The organism is Pontibacter aydingkolensis (genome assembly GCF_019443125.1).
Classification (GTDB): Bacteria; Bacteroidota; Bacteroidia; order Cytophagales; family Hymenobacteraceae; genus Pontibacter; species Pontibacter aydingkolensis.
This window is the reverse complement of record NZ_JAHYXK010000019.1, coordinates 13,117-32,378: the sequence shown is the minus strand read 5'-3', so window position 1 is coordinate 32,378 and position 19,262 is coordinate 13,117. Positions and strand designations below refer to the sequence as shown.

General features: G+C 46.1%; 15 protein-coding genes. 5 read left to right on the top strand and 10 right to left on the bottom strand.

Annotated elements, in window-relative coordinates:
- Positions 1 to 2,787 (top strand): outer membrane beta-barrel family protein, encoded by a 2,787-nt coding sequence (locus tag K0O23_RS17080; protein WP_219878662.1) that lies wholly within the window; start codon positions 1 to 3, stop codon positions 2,785 to 2,787.
- A gap of 78 nt (positions 2,788 to 2,865) precedes the next feature.
- Here K0O23_RS17080 and K0O23_RS17075 read toward each other — a convergent pair whose 3' ends face one another.
- From K0O23_RS17075 to hemG, 7 genes are all read right to left on the bottom strand, one after another.
- A complete protein-coding gene (locus K0O23_RS17075) occupies positions 2,866 to 3,279 on the bottom strand; it encodes a hypothetical protein (protein ID WP_219878661.1) in 414 nt (137 codons plus the stop codon).
- A 48-nt stretch (positions 3,280 to 3,327) separates the two neighbouring features.
- Positions 3,328 to 3,756: a hypothetical protein gene (locus K0O23_RS17070; protein WP_219878660.1), complete on the bottom strand. Its 429-nt coding sequence runs from the start codon at positions 3,754 to 3,756 to the stop codon at positions 3,328 to 3,330.
- 282 nt (positions 3,757 to 4,038) lie between these two features.
- Positions 4,039 to 4,368, bottom strand: a complete 330-nt coding sequence (locus K0O23_RS17065; protein ID WP_219878659.1) for a DUF3817 domain-containing protein — start codon at positions 4,366 to 4,368, stop codon at positions 4,039 to 4,041.
- Positions 4,369 to 4,498: 130 nt separating this feature from the next.
- Complete coding sequence (locus tag K0O23_RS17060; RefSeq protein ID WP_246597185.1) at positions 4,499 to 5,605, bottom strand: 3-deoxy-7-phosphoheptulonate synthase; 1,107 nt, start codon at positions 5,603 to 5,605, stop codon at positions 4,499 to 4,501.
- A 248-nt stretch (positions 5,606 to 5,853) separates the two neighbouring features.
- Complete coding sequence (locus K0O23_RS17055) at positions 5,854 to 6,819, bottom strand: TerC family protein (RefSeq protein WP_219878658.1); 966 nt, start codon at positions 6,817 to 6,819, stop codon at positions 5,854 to 5,856.
- A 214-nt stretch (positions 6,820 to 7,033) separates the two neighbouring features.
- On the bottom strand, positions 7,034 to 7,774 hold the full coding sequence (locus K0O23_RS17050; protein WP_219878657.1) for a polyprenol monophosphomannose synthase: 741 nt from the start codon (positions 7,772 to 7,774) through the stop codon (positions 7,034 to 7,036).
- 17 nt (positions 7,775 to 7,791) lie between these two features.
- Positions 7,792 to 9,138: a protoporphyrinogen oxidase gene (gene hemG / locus K0O23_RS17045; protein ID WP_219878656.1), complete on the bottom strand. Its 1,347-nt coding sequence runs from the start codon at positions 9,136 to 9,138 to the stop codon at positions 7,792 to 7,794.
- 155 nt (positions 9,139 to 9,293) lie between these two features.
- Between hemG and K0O23_RS17040 the strand changes: the two genes are divergently transcribed.
- Positions 9,294 to 9,815 carry a D-glycero-alpha-D-manno-heptose-1,7-bisphosphate 7-phosphatase gene (locus K0O23_RS17040; RefSeq protein ID WP_219878655.1) on the top strand — a complete coding sequence of 174 codons (522 nt, stop codon included), beginning with the start codon at positions 9,294 to 9,296 and terminating at the stop codon, positions 9,813 to 9,815.
- A gap of 75 nt (positions 9,816 to 9,890) precedes the next feature.
- Here the strand turns inward: K0O23_RS17040 and K0O23_RS17035 are convergent, their stop codons facing one another.
- Positions 9,891 to 13,184: a VPS10 domain-containing protein gene (locus K0O23_RS17035; protein ID WP_219878654.1), complete on the bottom strand. Its 3,294-nt coding sequence runs from the start codon at positions 13,182 to 13,184 to the stop codon at positions 9,891 to 9,893.
- A 760-nt stretch (positions 13,185 to 13,944) separates the two neighbouring features.
- On the opposite strand from K0O23_RS17035, the gene K0O23_RS17030 reads away from it, so the two are divergent.
- The gene (locus K0O23_RS17030) at positions 13,945 to 14,481 is read left to right on the top strand and encodes a hypothetical protein (RefSeq protein ID WP_219878653.1); all 537 of its coding nucleotides are present in this window, start codon (positions 13,945 to 13,947) and stop codon (positions 14,479 to 14,481) included.
- A 141-nt stretch (positions 14,482 to 14,622) separates the two neighbouring features.
- On the opposite strand, the gene K0O23_RS17025 is transcribed toward K0O23_RS17030, so the two are convergent.
- Both K0O23_RS17025 and K0O23_RS17020 read right to left on the bottom strand, forming a co-directional pair.
- On the bottom strand, positions 14,623 to 14,778 hold the full coding sequence (locus tag K0O23_RS17025; RefSeq protein ID WP_219878652.1) for a hypothetical protein: 156 nt from the start codon (positions 14,776 to 14,778) through the stop codon (positions 14,623 to 14,625).
- Positions 14,779 to 14,867: 89 nt separating this feature from the next.
- Positions 14,868 to 16,262, bottom strand: coding sequence for a type III PLP-dependent enzyme domain-containing protein (locus K0O23_RS17020; protein WP_219878651.1), 1,395 nt, complete (start codon positions 16,260 to 16,262; stop codon positions 14,868 to 14,870).
- A 177-nt stretch (positions 16,263 to 16,439) separates the two neighbouring features.
- On the opposite strand from K0O23_RS17020, the gene rocF reads away from it, so the two are divergent.
- Together rocF and argS are read left to right on the top strand one after the other, a co-directional pair.
- Positions 16,440 to 17,411 carry an arginase gene (gene rocF, locus K0O23_RS17015; RefSeq protein WP_219878650.1) on the top strand — a complete coding sequence of 324 codons (972 nt, stop codon included), beginning with the start codon at positions 16,440 to 16,442 and terminating at the stop codon, positions 17,409 to 17,411.
- The gene (argS, locus tag K0O23_RS17010) at positions 17,411 to 19,201 is read left to right on the top strand and encodes an arginine--tRNA ligase (RefSeq protein ID WP_219878649.1); all 1,791 of its coding nucleotides are present in this window, start codon (positions 17,411 to 17,413) and stop codon (positions 19,199 to 19,201) included. The genes rocF and argS overlap by 1 nt, the downstream gene beginning before the upstream one ends.
- Positions 19,202 to 19,262: the final 61 nt, after the last annotated feature.

The window sequence follows — 19,262 nt, the reverse complement described above, 5'->3', positions numbered from 1 at the left end:
ATGAAAAAGCTATTACTGCTGGTTTTCCTGATCATCAGCCACGTTTCCTTTGCGCAGAAATACTCCGTAAAGGGACGTGTGCTGGATAACACAGACGCAGCCCTTCCATCTGCCACGGTGCTGGTGCTGCAGGCAAAAGACTCTACGCTGGTAAACTTTGGAGCCACCGATCTGCAGGGTGCCTTTGAGGTAAAAGGTGTGAGCAAAGGAGACTATCTTTTCAAAGTATCGTTCCTGGGCTTTGATCCATTCTTCCAGAAAATTTTGTTTCCAAATGGGGCTACCGTTGTGGATATGGGTGCTATTAAGCTGCAACCGCAAAGCAAACAACTAAAAGAAGTACAGGTGCAGGGGGAAAAGAGCCCGGTAGTAATCAAAAAAGACACCATCGAATTTAATGCCGGCTCCTTTAAAACCCAGCCTAACGCTGCCGTAGAAGAGCTTCTTAAAAAGCTGCCCGGTGTGGAGGTAGACGCAGAGGGCAACGTATCGATGCAGGGCGAAAAGGTGCAGCGTGTAACCGTAGACGGCAAAGAGTTTTTTGGCCGTGACCCGAAAATGGCAACGAAAAACCTGCCTGCCGATGCCATTGACAAAGTGCAGGTGTTCGACAAAAAATCTGACCAGGCCACTTTTTCCGGGATAGACGACGGGCAACGTGAAAAAACCATTAACCTGCAGCTTAAAGAAGAAAAACGCAACAACGCCTTTGGCAGTGTAATGGCCGGTGGCGGTACCGACGAGCGTTACCAGGCCAAGGCAAGTATAAACCGCTTTAAAAAAGGGCAGCAACTATCCTTTTTGGGTATGGCCAATAACATTAACAGCCAGGGCTTCGGCTTTGATGAGTATGCTAACTTCAACGGGGGCATGTCCAGAATGGGCGGAGGTATGATCGTTATTAACAACGGCAGCGGAGGCACAGCTAACGGAATTCCTATAAACACCGGAGGCCGCATGAACGGTTTGATGAACACGCAGGCAGGCGGCCTCAACTTTAACAACCAGGTAACTAAAAAGCTGGAAGCTAACGGCAGCTATTTTTTCAACAACCTGAACCAGACCATCAGCAAAGATGTAGAACGTGATAACCTCTTAAATGCAGGTAACCCACGAACTACAGAGCGAACAACGCAGGATGGAGGTAACCTGAACCATCGGGGCAATGTTACGCTAGACTATAAAATAGATTCGCTTAACTCATTAAAAGTAACCGGAGCCCTATCCTATAACGAGATAGCACAGAACCAGAGCAGCCGGATAAATAACTTCGGCACAAATGACCAGGTATTGAATGCCAGTGATACCCGTTCTAACTCAGAAGGCAATATCTTTAACCTTAACTCAAGTATACTTTTCCGCCACCGTTTTACAAAGCCGGGCAGGTTTATGTCTGTAAATGCTGATATGTCGGCAAACCAGAACGACACTGATGGTACTTATGACAGTGACCTGACCTTTGCGAACAGAGAAGACAGCCAGATTAGGCAGCGCAACGAACAGGCAAGCGATACCAGGAACCTAACGCTTGGCGTATCTCACACCGAGCCGCTTGGCAACAGGCAGTACCTGGAATCGAACTATACTTACCGGGCAAACCTAAGCGAATCTAACCGCGAAGTATACGATATTGAAGGCAACAGCAATACACTGAACGCAAGCCTGAGCAACATGTATGAGAGTTTGTACTTATACCACAGGCTTGGGCTGAACTACAAACTTAACCGCCAAAAGTATAACCTTACGCTGGGTACCAGCCTGCAGCAAAGCGACCTGAACGGAGAAGTATGGCTGCGTAACATGGACGGCAAACAAAACATTGACCGTGACTTTTATAATCTGCTGCCAACCGCACGTTTTAACTACGATTTTGCCAACAACCGCCGGCTAAGCTTTAACTACGAAACCATAGTGCAAGAGCCAAGTATACGCCAGTTGCAGCCAGTAGCCGATATCAGTAACCCGCTAAACATCTACGTGGGTAACGAAAACCTGATCCCATCTTATATGCACCAGGTTAGGCTGAATTATAACAGCTTTGATGCCGGCACGCTGCGTAGTTTCTTTGGTATGCTAAGCGTAATGCACACCACAAACGCCATAGTTTCTTCGCAAAGTATAGATGAGAACTCTATCAGAACTACAACACCGGTAAACGTGGATTATAATACGATGGTCTCAACTTTTGCAAACTATTCTTACCCTATAAAAAAGCTGAACAGCAGGTTGCATTTTGGTGCCAACGTGCGCGACCAGAACACGATAAGTGTGCTGAATGATGTGGAGAATGACGTAAACGTGCGAAGCGCTTCCGGTAACATCCGTTACTCTTACCAAAAAGAGAATCTGAACTTTGGCCTAAGAGCTGATATAACGGCACAGCGTACAAAGTATGAGGATACGAACCAGAACGACCAGCTCTTCCTGAACAAAACGTACGCAGCCGACGCAAACTACCGTTTCCTGAAGCATTACAACATAAATGCCACGTTCGATTACCTTGTTTACGATAACAACGCCACCAATTTTAATCAGGCAATTCCGTTACTCAATGCTTCTATCTCAAGGCAGTTTTTGAAGAACAATGCAGGTGAGTTAAAGCTATCGGCCACCAACCTGCTCGATAGGAATACCGGTATAAACCAGACAACCAACGCGCTGTACATTGAGCGCGAAACGCTGAACTCGCTGGGCCAATACTACATGCTTAGCTTTATCTACAACATTAACAAGCACCTTAACCCGATGGGGAACAACTCCGGCGAGGTAATCAGGATTATGAGGTAAGTATGGGGGAAGTATAAAACAAGAAGTGGCTGCTCCGAATAGGACAGCCGCTTCTTGCTTTGAGTATAATCTAACCGATTAGTTAACGGTGTAGCTCAATTCATTAAAACCAACTCTAACTGTATTACCTTCAGCGTCTTTGCCTTCTACAGACCAGTCTCCGGTAATGGTGTGTACACCGGCGTCTTTCAGTTGCTTAGAAAAAGTAACATAATAAGCCTGGTTATAGCCATTGGTCAGGTCCCCTAATTGCCAGTTTATAACATAATTAGGCTTGTCAACTTTTCCTGTAGTATTTACGCCGCTGGCCATCGGGCTCGTTCCTGTAGACTCATCAAATATTACTCCGGCAGTTAAACCGCCCTGAAGTTTAGCACCATTTAAAATCATGCACGAGTTTACAGTATAAGCTATAGTGAAAGTATAAAGGTCGCCGTTACTGCTAGTTGAAACAATAGCGCCATCCAGTGATACTCCGGTGCAGTTATTCATCACCTGTATATCGCCGGTTACGTCCCTTGCCAGAAAGCCACTACCTCCTTAAGGCTCATACTTAGCTTTAAATCCGTACATACCCGCTCTTGTTGAGGTAAAGTTATAGCTTATCTGGCCGGATGCAGGTACCGTTTGTTTAACAACTGCTACCCAGTCTGTGGCTAGTGCAGCAGTTGTATGGTTACCTAACTCATCCACTGCTTTCAAAATCTGCATTTCGCCTTCATCGGGTATTCCGCTGATGGATACATTAACGGCTGCCATCTCGTTAATATATACCGGACTCGGGTTAAAAGTAAGTGTAAGTGTAGATTGTGTTGGCCCACCGCTGGCAGGACCGATGTTATTTTTTTTTGCATCAGCCGAGGCTGAATTTCCCAGATTAGGATTTACCTCATCTATATCTTTTGTACAGGATGAGAAGATGCCTATTGCAAGCACCAGGGTTAGGGAGACTAAACTTCTAATTTTCATGTAAGTATTGTTAAGGGTTAGACAAATATACATTGCGCAAAATTGCCTGACTTATGCTTAAAGCCAATAATCAGGTAAATCAAAACGGTAAATTAAACATGCTTATAAAGTGTTTGTGTTAGAATAGTTATATATTCTGGGAATGGCTTAACAAGGCGTATTTAAAATAGTTGTGTTTTAATATAAAAATATATAAATATAAATAGAGTTGTAACACCGACAAAATAAAAGCCCCGTTAGTATATAACTAACGGGGCTTTTACCAACTTGAGATTTAGAATGCTACGCTGACTGCTTCGCTTTTTGTTCTGGTTCATTAACTCTTTCTTCTTTCTGAAGAAGTTTTTTATCGAGTATAAACGGGCCGAAGGGCAGGAGAGAGGCTACTGCACCAAGAGCAATCTTACCCACAGACCACCTGTGCACCAATGCTACCTGCAACAGGGCATACATGTAAAGTATAAACAACACGCCGTGTGCCCAGCCTGTGTACTTTACAAGTTCCGGATAGCCCAGTATGTATTTAACCGGCATGGCTATACCCAGTAGCAACAGGAACGACAGGCCTTCATAAAATCCGATAAGGCGAAAACGGGAAATAGGGGTTTTCATAAAATATAGTTAGAAGATTTTACTGATACTTTCTGCTTAACAGAGCAAAGGTAAAAATTGTGCCCGGCATTACGGCAAAGTATAAATATAAAGCAGCGCCACTACTTCAATTAAAAGCGCTGCTTTATATTTAAGCTACTGCAGAGTTGCTTATGTTAAATGACTGAGATACCGAAGTATGCTGCAATGTTTTAACCACAGTTTGTACCAGACCCGCATCCATACCTGTTAACTGATCTTGCTGTAACAAACGCTCCAGCTGCTGTTGTAGTTTACTGGCTTGTTCAAGGGGTGAGCTGCTCAACCCTCCCTGGCTGCTCAACTTTTTAGTGACAGCGGTGCGGCGCAGTAGCAATTCCATCAGTTCATTGTCAAGAGAACCTATCTGCTTGCTCAGTTCATCCATCTCGTCCACCATTTTTGTGGTTTCAGAGAGTTTAACTTTTGTTACTACGGCATTTACTAAAAGCTCGAGCTCCTGTGGCATCAGCTGCTGTTGTGGGCTGCTTAGTGCCTCTGCCGGGTTTACATGCGACTCAAACAGCATGCCGTCGGCACCCAGTTCTGCGGCACGTTGGCTTACCGGGTAAAGCAGGCTACGCTTACCGGCAATATGGCTGGCATCGCAAAGTATAGGCAAGTCCGGCAGCAGGCTTTTAAGCTCCAACAAGTGCTCCCACTTCGGGTGGTTACGGTAAGGGTGCTGCTCGTCGGTGGCAAAGCCCCTGTGTACAGCGCCCAAATCGGTGATGCCTGCCTGTTGTAAACGCTCCAACGCACCCAGCCACAAACGCAGATCCGGGTAAACAGGGTTGTTTACAAGCACTGGTACATGCGTGCCCGCTAAGGCCGAGGCAATTTCCTGCATAGCAAACGGGTTTACCGTGGCGCGGCCACTAATGCAAAGTATATCTACCCCATATTTCAGGGCCTCCTGTGCCTGCTGTGTATTTACTATATCGCAGGTAGTTTTAAGGCCTGTTTCCTGTTTTACCTGTTGCAGCCACTGCAAGCCAACCGTGCCAACCCCCTCAAAGCTGTTAGGCCGTGTGCGCGACTTCCATATACCTGCCTTAAAGACCGAAATGCCATTTACATTTTTTAACAGTCTGGCTGTTTTCAGCATTAGTTCTTCAGATTCGGCGCTGCATGGCCCAGCAATTAACACAAGCTTTCCGTCAGCCTGTCTGAAGCTGCTTTGTGGTGTTACATTGATGGTAGTTGTACGTGCTCTCATGGCATTTTTAATGTTAATAATTTGTACTGTTATTACAGACATTGTAAAACAAAAAGGGGCCCCGCTGCTGCGGGGCCCCTTTGGTATAGTTGTGTACTTTGTCAGTATATACAATATGCTACCACAGGAGCCCCGTGCGAGGAACCTTTAGTGAATTGGCAAACATAATGCAATAAGATAAATACATGATTTCGTCTTTAAGCTACAATTAAAAGTATAAAAATATTATAAAACAAACTTTTAGATATTTATTTTATTTTTTGATCCGGCTTTTTTTCCTCAACAGGCAGTGCCGGCAGCTCGTCTTTTGGTTTTGGGAAAAGCAGCGAAGCAATAACCGAAACAGCCAGTATAGCGCCTACTACCAGCAGTGCAATACGCATATCCAAATGGTAGTATTCACTTATCAGCAGCTTAACACCTATAAAGGTAAGTATAAGCGATAGACCGTAGTGCAGGTAGTGAAACAATTGCATGATGCCTGCCAAAGCAAAGTATAAAGCACGCAGACCCAGCAAAGCAAATACGTTGGAAGTATAAACGATAAAAGGATCTTTGGAAATGGCAAGTATGGCCGGGATTGAGTCGGCTGCAAAAACCACATCGGTACTTTCGATCATGACCAGCACCAGGAACAGCGGAGTGGCAAACAGCCTGCCATTTTGCTTTACAAAGAACTTGCCTCCCACGGCCGTTTTGGTTACCCGCATATGCTTGCTTACCCAGTTTACAAGCGGGTTGTGCTCCGGGTCTATGTCCTGATCTTTAGTAAAGGCCATTTTAATACCCGTATAAACCAGAAAAGCACCCAGTATGTAAATAATAAAGTGAAACTTGGCTATCAGAGCCACACCAACTACTATAAAAATGGCACGCAGCACCAATGCCCCCAATACCCCCCAGAACAAAAGGTTGTGCTGGTACTTAAGTGGTACTTTAAAGTAGTTGAAGATGAGGATGAAAACGAATAGATTGTCTACGCTAAGGGATTTCTCGATCAGGTAGCCAGTTAAAAACTCCAGGGCCGAGTCCTGTCCTTTCCAGAAGTAGATAAGCACATTAAAGCCAAGGGCCAGCACAATCCAGAACAAGCTGGTTAAAAGCGCCTCCTTTATTTTTACCTCATGCTCTTTTCTGTGGAACACGAACAGGTCAAGGCCCAGGAGGAGGAGCACAAAAACATTAAATATGATCCAGAAGAAAATCTCATTCATAATAACAGAGCGCAAAAGGGCAATTAAGCTCAAGTATACCTATACCCAAACAGACAAATTTAGTTGAAAAGCCAACCGCTTGTATACAAACACGACAGAATGATTTGCTGCAGAGATGGAAAACTGTTAAAGCATGACAAAGGTCTGTACTGAAGCTAAATCTATACTTTAAAAAGCCTTTGTAATAGAATACACAATGGTTAGCAGCGCGCTTTTATACTTCGTATCTGTCGAAGTGTCGGAATATGCTGCTTACCTTCATTTTAAGCACTCCCAGTACGGCTTCCTTAAATATGCCACTCGACATTTTAGACTCGCCTTTGGTCCTGTCTGTAAAAATAATAGGCACCTCTTTTATCTTAAAGCCATACTTGTAAGCCAGAAACTTCATTTCAATCTGGAAGGCATAACCCACGAACCGGATCTTGTTGAGTTGAATGGTTTTAAGCACTTTACTGCGGTAACATTTAAAGCCGGCAGTGGTATCGTGTATGGGCATTCCGGTAATAAGCCTTACGTAAGAGCTCGCAAAGTATGACATCAGAACCCGACTCATGGGCCAGTTTACCACGTTTACGCCTTGCACATAGCGGCTGCCTATGGCCATATCGTAGCCTTCTACAGCGCAGGCATTGTACAAACGGATAAGGTCGGCGGGGTTGTGCGAGAAATCACAGTCCATCTCGAATATGTACTCATACTTGTGGCGCAGCGCATACTTAAAACCGTGTATATAAGCGGTGCCAAGGCCAAGTTTGCCTTTGCGGGTTTCAAGGTGCAGCCTGCCGGGGTATTCGAGTTGTAAGTCGCGCACAATGTCAGCAGTACCGTCAGGAGAGCCATCGTCTATGATCAGAAGATCAAACGAATGGCTCAGGGACATTACCTTCCTAACCATTGCCTCTATGTTTTCCCGCTCGTTGTAGGTTGGGATGATGACCAGCGCGTCTTTCATTCCACAAATATAGGCAATCAGCTATTCACGAATAAGGGCCTTTTTAAATTAATTTTATGCGCCAGTTCTTTGGCGTGTTTTATGCAGCCTGGTACCGAAACACCTGCCTGCCAGTTTGCTGCTATAAACAGCCCATCCTGTTCCAGTGTTTTGGCGATATCGTGTGCATCCTCAATGTAAAGGTCGTATTGCGGAATAGAATGCTCCCATAAGTGGGCGTACTGGAAAATAGGCTTGTCGGTGTTGATGTTATACAGCCTGCGCAGCTCCTCGTGCACACGCCGCATCTGCTGCGAGCGTTCTACCAAAGCGTTGGGCGCGTATTGACTACCGCCCACAAAAGTAGTAAACATAACCTCATGCGGACGGCAGCGGCCATCAAACACAGAGCTCGTCCAGATAGATCCGGCTGCAAAAGTATCTTCTACTTTAGGGTGCAATGCGCCAAAGCCTTTGAGGTGGTGCCCCACATCGTGGCGGTTATACACCGAGTACACCATAGCCATAGGCGGATAATTGATGTTTTGCAGCGCAGCGGCCATGCCTGGAAAAGTAAAGTGCAGTAACTCAGCGGCCTGGTAAGCGGGCAGGGCCAGCACCAGTATGTCATACTCTTCAGTGTCGTAATCGCCGGAGTAACCACAGGATATAACATACTTGCCACCGGCACGGGTAATCATCTCTACGCGGTGTTCGGTGTGCAGCGATACCAGTTTGCCGGCAATGGCGTTTGGCATGGTACTCATACCTTCCACAAAACTAAAGACCTCCTGCCTCGAGTATGAATCCCGGTGGTGTACCAGGCCACGTAATACAGACCCGAACTTTTTTTCCATGGCCTTTAGATGCGGCATTGCCTTGTGCACCAACAGTTGGTTAGGGTCGCCGGCATACATGCCGTTTATTACAGGGTTTACGCCATACGCAACCACATCTTTTCCAAAGCGGCGCTCAAAAAACTGCGAAACGGTCTCGTAGTCTATATCGGCGGGTGGTATGTTTTTTTCCTGTAGTATGCGGTATTTTGTCTTCCAGGAGAAGAAGTTGTTAGACAGGAGTGAGAACGGAGAAGTAGGCAACTGGTGATAATCTCCGTCGCGCAGCACGTAACGCTGGTGCTCAAGCGGCGCGGCTGGCAGCACTTCATGGTCCAGTTTAAGCTCTCGGATAAGTTCTTTAAGCTCGGGGGAGGTTTGCAGCGAGTTAGGACCAAGTTCCAAAATGTATCCGCTGGTTTTAACGGTACGCATAGCGCCGCCCACCTGCGAGCTTGCCTCAAACAGGTCGTAGGCTACGCCCAGTTTCTGAAGGTAATAAGCCAGTGCCAACCCCGAAATGCCTGCTCCAATAATAGCAACTCTCATACAAAATTCTCTCAATAATCATCAATCCCTCCTGGCCTAGGTTTGTACTATAATAGACAGGTTTTTTAGGGAGTCTGTTGCCTATATTCAATTAAATTTTAATGTATTTGAAACGAAGAAATTCTAATTTTAGCATATCAAAACAAAATAGAGGCATGCAGCAGCAAAAATGCGTTTTCCTGGACCGCGACGGAGTACTAAACAGGGAGCGCGGAGAGTATACTTATAAATTGGATGAATTTGAAGTGCTGCCAGGCGTGCCCGAAGCGCTGCGCCTGCTCAAGCAGAACGGGTACTTGCTTATTGTGGTTACAAACCAGGGCGGTATCGCTAAAAAAATGTACCAAAAAGCGGATGTAATGGCCTGCCATAACAAGCTGCAGGATAGCTGTAACTCTTTGATAGATGCTATTTACTATGCGCCTGGGCATCCGAAATATTCTGAATCGCTATCACGCAAACCCGACAGCCTGATGCTGGAACGCGCCATGGCAAAGTATAGCATAGACCCTTCCCAAAGTTGGATGGTTGGCGACTCGTTACGTGACATTGAGGCTGCCGATAAAGTAGGCGTAAAGTCTATTCTGGTGGGGGATAAGTATGACGCAGGCACCTATACTTTACAAGTAAATGATTTGTGGGAGGCGGCGCAGGTTATACTTGAAGGGGCAAATTAAGACATATCCCTAAAAGCAACAGGGCGCCGTGCAAATACTTGCACGGCGCCCTGTTATTTATTTATAAACTTTATCCTAGTTACTGCTCGTCGGGTTTATCTCTGAATAAGCTTTAACTACCATAATTGGAGTAGCCTCTACTTTTCGGCGGTACTCTGCCCATTGTGTAGTAAAGAACTGGTTTACTTTTGCCAATGCCTCCCGCGTCATTACATCTGCCTGTGCTACCAGCTGGTCTTCTGTTTGTGTTGGAGCATCCATGCGTCCGTTTACATAGGAGCTGGCTTCGCGCAGCTTCGATACCACTGTCAGTTGGTATGGTCGGCCGTAGCCCTGCTTCTCCAGTCTCTTGCCTAAGATTTCCTCTCTAACCGTTTTGAGAGAATCCTGCACCGCTTTGGTGGCTTTACGCAGATCTGCGAATTCTTTTCCGTTTTTATCCTTCAGCTGAGCCATCAATAATTCCGTTGCAGCATTTGCTTCCTGAAGCCGGTCAGTTGCTTCAGTCAGTTGACTGATATTCTGGTTTAGTCTGTCCTGAAGGGCACGGCGGGCTATCAGTACTTCTTTGTTGAAAGGTATGCGCGGATCTGCGTTCACGTTGATGAAGGTGGAGTCTTTAGCACCTGCATACTGGAACACCAGCTTATAACGGCCCGGCAGTACCTGGCTTCCGGATGGCTCTGCATCCGTTTTCTTCGGCTTGTTGCTGCCCGGCTGGCGCAGTCCCTTCTCGGTCAGGTTCCAGGTCATGCGCTGCACGCCGAGAGTACTATCCGGTACCTGCTGCAGCGTACGGATGTGCTGGTTCGCTTCGTTGTAAACACGCACATACAGTGTATCAGTTTTGGCTGTTTTCTTAGCCTCTACTGCTGACTTAGCCGGTAAAGATGTGGCCATTTTATCGCCTGTCTCTTTGTTGACTGTTGCCTTCTTCTCTTGCTTTTTAGCAGGCTTTGAAGATGGCTTGGCAGCTAAATCAGCAGGTTTCTGCTTCGGCTGTATATAGTACGTCAGGTTGGCTCCGGCCCGACGGTTGTCGGCCTGGTACAGGTTGTCTGTATCATTCATATAGCCAACCGGATTGCGGTAGTTAACTAAGTATGCATCCGAAGCCTCAAAGGCAACCAGTGGCTGCTCCAGCACCTTACCGCCTGTTGCGGCCAGCTTGCGAAGCGGGCGAACGTTATCCAGTACATAAATAGAACGGCCAAAGGTACCAATTACCAGATCGGCCTCGCGCTCCTGCATAGCAAGGTCCATTACTGGTGCAGCAGGTATACCCTGGTCCCATTGCTTCCAGGTTTTGCCAGCGTTTATACTTACCCAAAGGCCGTGCTCTGTGCCGGCAAACATCAGGTTCGGCTCTGTAGGGTCCTGCAGAAAGCTGAGGGCATAGCCTTTCACCTTTTTATCATCTACCAGGCGAACCCAGGTCTTGCCATAGTCGGTGGTACGGTAAATGTATGGGGCAAGATCAGAACCAGCACGGTAATGGTTGGCTACCACAAATGCTTCTCCGGCATTGTGGCGGGAAGCCGTGATCTGTGCAATCCAGGCCTCTTTTGGCAGGCCAGGTATACGGCTGCTTACATTGGCCCACGTTTTGCCGCCGTCGCGGGTTACCTGCACATTGCCGTCATCGGTGCCTGCCCAAAGAACACCCTGCTGTAATGCACTTGGGGCAATGGTTAGGATGGTATTGTGGTTTTCGGCGCTGGTTACATCCAGTGTTAATCCACCACTTTCATTCTGCTTTTGCTGCTCCGGATTATTTAGTGTAAGGTCCGGAGAGATGGTTTCCCAACTCATACCCTTGTCGTTGGACTTGTGCACGAACTGGCTGCCGTAGTAGATTGTGCTCTTGTTAAACGGATCCTGGGCAATGGCCGCATTCCAGTTAAAGCGAAGCTTGGTTTTATAGTCGGCTATGGTTGGCTTCAGGAACTGCGTACGTCCGGTTTCTTTATCGTAGCGAGCAAGGTTACCGCCCTGCGACATCGCATAGCCATAGCGGGCATCTTCCGGGTCGGGCATCACATCAAAACCATCGCCATAAAGTACAACCTGCCAGGCATAATTGCGGATACCACCTTGTGTGAAAGTATAAGCCGGACCAGTCCAGGAGCCGTTGTCCTGCAGACCACCGTAGATATTGTAAGGCACCTCGTTATCTACATTGATGTGGTAGAACTGTCCGATCGGAATCGTTTCGGGAAAGTCCCAGGTTTTGCCACGGTCACGGCTGATGGCCACTCCTCCGTCGTTACCGTCTATGATCAGGTTCGGGTTCTCCGGGTGTATCCAGAAGGCATGGTGGTCGGCGTGCACCTTTGACAGATCTGCAATTACCTTGAATGATTTACCTGCGTCTTCGCTCACGGCAATCGGCTGGTAGATCATATACACGCGGTTCTCGTTCTTCGGGTCTACAAAGATCTCGTTGAAGTAGAACGGACGGTTTGTCACGATAGAAGCATCATCTGTTACCTTGGTCCATTTCTCTCCACCATCATCGGAGCGGTACAGGCCGTTTTTGCTGGCTTCTACCAGAGCATAAATACGGCTAGGCATGCTACGACTCATAGCGATACCGATGCGTCCGAAATCTCCTTTGGGCAATCCGTCAACTTCGGTTTTCTTCTTCCAGGTTTTGCCGCCATCGTAGGTAATGTACAAACCGGAGCCAGCTCCGCCCGAGGTAAAGTCCCAGGCTGTGCGGCGGTGCTGCCACATGGCTACCACCAGTTTGTTAGGGTTGCTAGGGTCCATCACCATATCGGCCACACCCGATTTCTCATTGGTATAAAGTACCTGATCCCAGGTTTTACCGCCATCGGTTGTTTTGTACACGCCCCTTTCCTTATGTTCGCCAAAAGGCATACCAATTGCACCGGCATATACTACGTCCGGATTGGTCGGGTCGATAAGAATACGGTGGATGTTAAAAGTCTTATCGAGGCCCATGTGCTTCCAGGTGCGGCCGCCATCTATACTTTTGTAAATGCCGTTGCCCATATTTACAGAGTTACGCGGGTTTCCCTCGCCAGTACCTACCCAAAGCACGCTTGGGTTGCTCTGCTGTATGGCAATAGAACCGATATTGATATTAGGCTGGCTGTCGAAGATCGGGTCCCAGGAAACGCCGCCGTTCTCGCTTTTCCAGACGCCTCCGGAAGCGGCGCCCACATACATGATATCGGGGTTGCTAACGACGGCATCTATTGCGGTTATACGGCCGCTCATTACGGCAGGACCGATGCTGCGGGCCTTCATCTGCTTGAACACAGCCGTGGGCAACTCCTGCGCTTGCGCCCCTGCCATACCCAGCATGGCAGCCAGGAGAAGATGGGGTAATTTTTTGAACATAAAATTTAAGGTTAGTTTAGTTGATTTGTATAGGTAAATGTAATTAAGTTTTAATATAGTGTTTAATGAATGAATGGATTTTTGTTATAAAAAGCATCCTTCTTTGGAAGTGAAGCGGCTTGCCTATACTTGTGTTTTTTTGTAGATCAGATTTTATACTTGGGATTGGCTAAAAGATATAAGTTGGTGTTTCTTGAAAGAAAAGATTGGATTGTTGAGTTAGTATTTTGTCGCTATACTTGGTAATATGAAGTAAGCTTTATACTTTACATATAGTGCAGATTGTAGGAGTAAGTATTCTTGCTAGCAGGTAGTTATGTGTAATTTTAGGAAAAAAGTAATAATTAAGAATGGGACAGTATTTAATATATATTTTAGACTCTGAGATGTTTTTTATGTTCTCAGTAATCTGCTTTTTTTGGATGCCATTCTATATTTATGCGAAACTGTATTTTATGATAGCTCTAAAGAATTATAAACTAAAAGATATAGTTATTCTGATTGGTTTCTTTGGAGCCCTGCTTTCGATTTTTTTCGGAGTATTCGATGAAACTCAGCGTTTATTCATGTTTAGCTTCATAGTATTGCTGCTGATAGGATTATCCGTCTACTTGATAGTTAGAAGATTCATGCTTGGTAAGTGGCGATGAAAGAGAATTACTAACTAAAGAGATATTAATATAACTTCACCCAATAAAGCTTATAAATGAGCTATGCCGCCTTATAGCAAAGACGTTGTCGTTAATTTTAAATAGGAAAAATGGACAAGAAACTATCAAACCTGAAAGATAAGTTATATTGGAAATGGTTCTTTGGCGCGACCATTTTCACAGGGATGATTTTAATGGTTCTCCAAATTGATATTTACAGAAGCACTATTATTGACTCTGCCATTCCGCTTTCAATCGTACTTGGTATTGGAGTTATAACTTATTCACTTTTACATAGAAAATACAAAGAGGTCTATAATGTAAGAGGGTTCTTTTACCCATTTATGCAGAGCCTCCTCTCTTTCGGATTTATAGCTTGCTATGTCTTCATGGCAGGAAACTTCTATTTGGCTGACAGGGACTCAAATCAATTTACCTTTCCTATAAAAGAAAAGTCCTCGATGCCAGGAACATCTAACAAAAGTAAAAGAACGCCATTAGTGAGATTTGATTACTTCGGGAAAGAGAAAGAGTTGGTTTTTGACTACAGCAGTACCGTGAAAGTGAAAGAATCGGATTTTGTAACTTTGACTATAAAGAAAGGGGCATTTGGCTTTATGGTGGTTGAAAGTTATGATGTGAAATAAAAAACTAACTACAACACTGTATAAACCCAAGCTACGGCTACGCATTACCCACACTTTGCACGAGTAACGTTGAAAACCCCCACCAAAACAAAAAACCGGCCCTAAAGCCGGTTTTTAATATTTTAAAGCAGTAGCTTATACTTAGCCGTTTGCTCGGGTATCTGTAGCAACTTTAGCAGTTACTGTGGTCTTAGAGGCTTTTTCAACTGTTGCGTAGTTGTAGGCCGGGCAATACGTTTTGCAAGACGCCATGCCTAGCGCTAAACATAGAGAACCTACTGCTAATACTCTTTTCATATTACAATCGTTTTGGGGATTAGAAATCAAAATTAAACTTTTTAAGTTAAATGCAAAAGCTGTTCGCTAAAAAGTTCGTCTTCATGGATTTATACTTCGTAGCCAAGTATGTTTAGCATACTTTCGTAAGTCTGTTCTGGTGCAAACTGCCAGGTTTTCAGGTTCCCCTCTTCGTCACGGTCTACGAGTATGTGCTGCGGCGATGGTATCAAACAATGCTTTATACCGCCATAACCACTTAATTGTTCCTGATAAGCCCCGGTATGGAAGAAACCGATGTACAAAGGATCTTCTTTTGGCGTTTTTGGCAGGAAAACCTGGAACGAGTGCATCTCAGAATTATAATAGTCCTGGCTGTCGCAGGTCATGCCGCCTAACTGTATCTTACGGTATTCCTTGTCCCAATGGTTTATGGCAAGCAGCGGCCAGCGCTGGTTAAGAGCCCATGCATCCGGCAGGTTTGTAATAAACGAGCCATCAATCATATACCATAACTCCTTATCATTCTGTAGTTTCTCGTCTAGTATAGAGTAAATGTTAGCCGCGCTTTCGCCTACGGTAAAAATACCAAACTCGGTGAAAATATTTGGCTCCGGCACCCCTTCTTCGTTACAGATACGCTTAATGGTGCGCAGGATCTCCTGCGTCATATACTGGTAATCGTAGTCTGCCTGTATCGAGGTCTTGATCGGGAAACCACCGCCAATATCAATGGTATCCAGCTCCGGACATACTTTCTTAACCTCGGCATACTTATGTACAAAACGGCTAAGCTCCGACCAATAGTATGAAGTATCCTTAATGCCTGTGTTGATAAAGTAGTGCAGCATCTTCAGTTCAAACCTGTCGTCGGGCTTAATCTGCTGCTCATACAGGTCTATCACATCGTTGTAGCGCACGCCCAGTCGCGAAGTATAAAACTCGAACTTAGGCTCCTCGTCCGAGGCCAGGCGAATGCCCACTTTAGTCTTGTTTTTAACGTGCTCTTTGTAGTGCTCTATCTCGCCGAGGTGGTCGAGTATAGGCATACAGTTCACGAAGCCTTCGTTTATCAGGTCGGTTATCCACTCGCGGTAGCGCTTGCGCTTAAACCCGTTGCAGATAATGTACGTGTTCTTATCGATCTTGCCTTTTTTGTATAGCGAACGCACGATCTGCATGTCGTAACCCGACGAGGTTTCGATGTGTATATCGTTCTTAAGCGCCTCCTCCAGCACAAAAGAAAAATGAGACGCTTTGGTGCAGTAGCAGTACGTATAGGTGCCGTTGTAATCCAGCTTTTCGATGGCCTCGTTAAACAGGCGCTTGGCACGCTGTATCTGCGAACTTATCTTAGGTAAGTATGTTAACTTTAAAGGAGTGCCGTATTGCTTGATAATGTCCATCAGCGGAATGCCATTGAACAAAAGCTCGTTATTTTCTACCTGGAATTCGTCTGTCGGGAAGTCGAAAGTTTGGTGAATCAGGTCGGTGTATTTATCCATTCTGTGGTGCGTGGGTTAAGAAAACATGCAATATTGATTGTATTTTACCATCTTTGCAAAAACTTTGTTCAGATTATGTGAAACGTTCATCAATTTATTTTAATCACACCTTTTAAAGGGCGATAAATAAACAGATGAGCAGTTGTATGTGGGCGGATAAAATCTAAGGACTAACACATGAAAAAAATAAAACTGATAGAAGTAAAGTCTGAGTTGGGTGCTGGCACACGCGGCGCAAGTATGGGTGTGGATGCCCTGCGCGTGGCCTGCTGGGACAAAGGCTCTGACTATTTTAAGCGCTTTAACTCTGTTAGCGTACCCGACCTTAACTATACTTTGTTTGACAAGGATGTTTTCCCGAATGCCCACCGCATCGACAGCATCCTGACAGTTCAAAAGAACATAGCCAACGCCGTAGAGCAAACCATAGACATGGGTATGTTTCCGCTGGTGCTTGCCGGAGATCATTCCAATGCGCACGGCACTATTGCCGGTATAAAAGCCGCATATCCCGATGCCACGCTGGGTGTGGTTTGGATAGACGCCCACGCCGATATCCACTCACCGTATACTTCGCCCTCGGGTAACGTGCATGGCATGCCGCTGGCCATGGCCCTGAACGTAGATAACCTGGACCGCCAGATAAACGATCCGGAGCCAGAAACGATCTTCTTCTGGAACTCGCTTAAAAAACTGGGCTATAACGGACCAAAACTGAAGCCGGAGCACCTGGTATACATTGTAGTGCGCGACACCGAAGAGCCTGAAGATTATTTTATGCAGAAGTATGGCATCAAGAATTACACCTATGCCGAGTTTTTGCAGAAAGGCGCTGAAAACGTAGCAAACGAGACACTGGAACGCCTTCGTGACTGTGATATAATTTATGTTTCGTTTGACGTGGACAGCCTGGACTCCAAGTTCTCTAAGGGAACAGGCACACCGGTAGCGGTTGGCTTAACGGTACAGGAGGCAAAAGACCTGAATTACCACCTGCTGCAAGACCCGCGCGTAGTATGCTACGAGATGACGGAGATCAACCCTACACTGGACACAGAAAACACGATGGCTGAGAATGCCTTCGATATATTGGAGACAGCCACAGAGGCTATCTTACACCGAGAATCTAAAAGTACAGCCATACATTAATGCAATTACAATACGCCATTAGCCAAAGTATAAGCCAGGCGCTTAAAGCTTTGTTCGATATTTCTGTTGATGCCTCACAAATTGCCCTGCAGCCAACCCGCAAGGAGTTTGCCGGCTCTTTTACGTTTGTTACTTTCCCGTACACCAAGCAGGTGGGCAAAAACCCTGAGCAGATTGGCCAGGCCTTAGGCGAGTACCTTAAGGAGGATGCCAAAGAGATCAGGGACTTTAACGTGGTAAAAGGCTTCCTGAACCTGGAAGTAGAGGATGCAGAATGGCTGGCGTTATTCCGTGACCTGATGCAGAACCCAGACTTTGGGAAGGCAGAGGCAAGCGGACGCAATGTAATGGTAGAGTACTCCTCGCCAAACACGAACAAACCATTGCACCTGGGCCACCTTCGCAATAACTTCCTGGGTTACTCTGTAGCCGAGATCATGAAGGCAAACGGCCATAACGTGATGAAGGTAAACCTGGTGAACGATCGTGGTATACATATCTGTAAGTCGATGCTGGCTTATGGGAAGCAGGGCAACGGCGAAACACCGGAAAGCAGCGGCATAAAAGGCGACCACCTGGTAGGTAAGTACTACGTGCTGTTTGATAAAGCTTACAAAGAGCAGGTAGATGAACTTGTAGCACAAGGTATGGAAAAAGAGGAAGCCAAGAAAAAGGCACCGCTTATGCTGGAGGCGCAGGACATGCTGCTGAAGTGGGAGCAGGGCGACGAGCACGTGGTAAATCTCTGGAAGATGATGAACAGCTGGGTATACGCCGGCTTCGACCAGACTTATCGCAACATCGGTGTTGACTTTGACAAGTTTTATTATGAGTCTGAAACTTATACTTTAGGTAAAGAGCGTGTAGAGGAAGGTCTGCAGAAAGAGGTGTTCTTTAAAAAAGATAACGGTTCTGTGTGGGTTGATCTGACGGACGAAGGCCTGGATGAGAAACTTTTGCTGAGAGCCGACGGAACATCCGTTTATATTACTCAGGACCTGGGCACTGCCGAATTAAAGTATAACGATTTCCCATACGACCAGTCGGTATACGTGGTGGCCGATGAGCAGAATTACCATTTCCAGGTACTGAAGGCGACGCTAAAAAAACTAGGCAAACCTTATGCTGAGGGCATTTACCACCTGTCTTACGGCATGGTAGATTTACCTTCGGGTAAAATGAAATCCAGGGAAGGTACTGTAGTGGATGCTGACGAACTGGTGCAGGAGATGATTGACACGGCACGTCAGCAGACAGAGGAACTTGGCAAGATAGAAGGCTTTACGCCGGAGCAGGCCAAAGAGCTTTATCATACATTGGCGCTAGGCGCACTTAAGTACTTCCTGCTAAAAGTAGACCCGAAAAAACGCATGCTGTTCAACCCGCAGGAGTCTATTGATTTCCGTGGTAATACAGGCCCGTTTGTTCAGTATACCCATGCCCGTATCTCCGCCATACTTCGCAAAGCCGGTGAGCTGGGAATCGGCGTTGATGTGGCCTCTTTTGATAGCATTGTAAAGCTCCACGATGCAGAACAGGAAGTGATCATGCAATTGGTAAATTACCCTGCTGTGGTAAAAGAAGCGGGCAACCTGTACGCACCGTCTGTTATTGCTAACTATGCTTACGAGCTGGCTAAAGCCTATAACCGTTTCTATCAGGAGATTTCCATCTTTAACGAGACGGATGAACAGGCACGTAGCTTCCGAATTGCTTTATCTGCTATGGTGGCGCGCCAGATTAGGCAAAGTATGGCGCTGCTGGGTATTGAAGTGCCGGAGCGTATGTAAGACCGGTGATCAAGAGGATTTAATTGATTTATAGGATTTCTGCTCATGCCGTAAGTTTAGC

Excerpts from the sequence above, each read along its gene's own strand:
- K0O23_RS17080 (WP_219878662.1), top strand. The coding sequence starts at position 1 with ATGAAAAAGCTATTACTGCTGGTTTTCCTGATCATCAGCCACGTTTCC.
- K0O23_RS17075 (WP_219878661.1), bottom strand. The coding sequence starts at position 3,279 with ATGAATAACTGCACCGGAGTATCACTGGATGGCGCTATTGTTTCAACT.
- K0O23_RS17070 (WP_219878660.1), bottom strand. The coding sequence starts at position 3,756 with ATGAAAATTAGAAGTTTAGTCTCCCTAACCCTGGTGCTTGCAATAGGC.
- K0O23_RS17065 (WP_219878659.1), bottom strand. The coding sequence starts at position 4,368 with ATGAAAACCCCTATTTCCCGTTTTCGCCTTATCGGATTTTATGAAGGC.
- K0O23_RS17060 (WP_246597185.1), bottom strand. The coding sequence starts at position 5,605 with ATGAGAGCACGTACAACTACCATCAATGTAACACCACAAAGCAGCTTC.
- K0O23_RS17055 (WP_219878658.1), bottom strand. The coding sequence starts at position 6,819 with ATGAATGAGATTTTCTTCTGGATCATATTTAATGTTTTTGTGCTCCTC.
- K0O23_RS17050 (WP_219878657.1), bottom strand. The coding sequence starts at position 7,774 with ATGAAAGACGCGCTGGTCATCATCCCAACCTACAACGAGCGGGAAAAC.
- hemG (WP_219878656.1), bottom strand. The coding sequence starts at position 9,138 with ATGAGAGTTGCTATTATTGGAGCAGGCATTTCGGGGTTGGCACTGGCT.
- K0O23_RS17040 (WP_219878655.1), top strand. The coding sequence starts at position 9,294 with ATGCAGCAGCAAAAATGCGTTTTCCTGGACCGCGACGGAGTACTAAAC.
- K0O23_RS17035 (WP_219878654.1), bottom strand. The coding sequence starts at position 13,184 with ATGTTCAAAAAATTACCCCATCTTCTCCTGGCTGCCATGCTGGGTATG.
- K0O23_RS17030 (WP_219878653.1), top strand. The coding sequence starts at position 13,945 with ATGGACAAGAAACTATCAAACCTGAAAGATAAGTTATATTGGAAATGG.
- K0O23_RS17025 (WP_219878652.1), bottom strand. The coding sequence starts at position 14,778 with ATGAAAAGAGTATTAGCAGTAGGTTCTCTATGTTTAGCGCTAGGCATG.
- K0O23_RS17020 (WP_219878651.1), bottom strand. The coding sequence starts at position 16,262 with ATGGATAAATACACCGACCTGATTCACCAAACTTTCGACTTCCCGACA.
- rocF (WP_219878650.1), top strand. The coding sequence starts at position 16,440 with ATGAAAAAAATAAAACTGATAGAAGTAAAGTCTGAGTTGGGTGCTGGC.
- argS (WP_219878649.1), top strand. The coding sequence starts at position 17,411 with ATGCAATTACAATACGCCATTAGCCAAAGTATAAGCCAGGCGCTTAAA.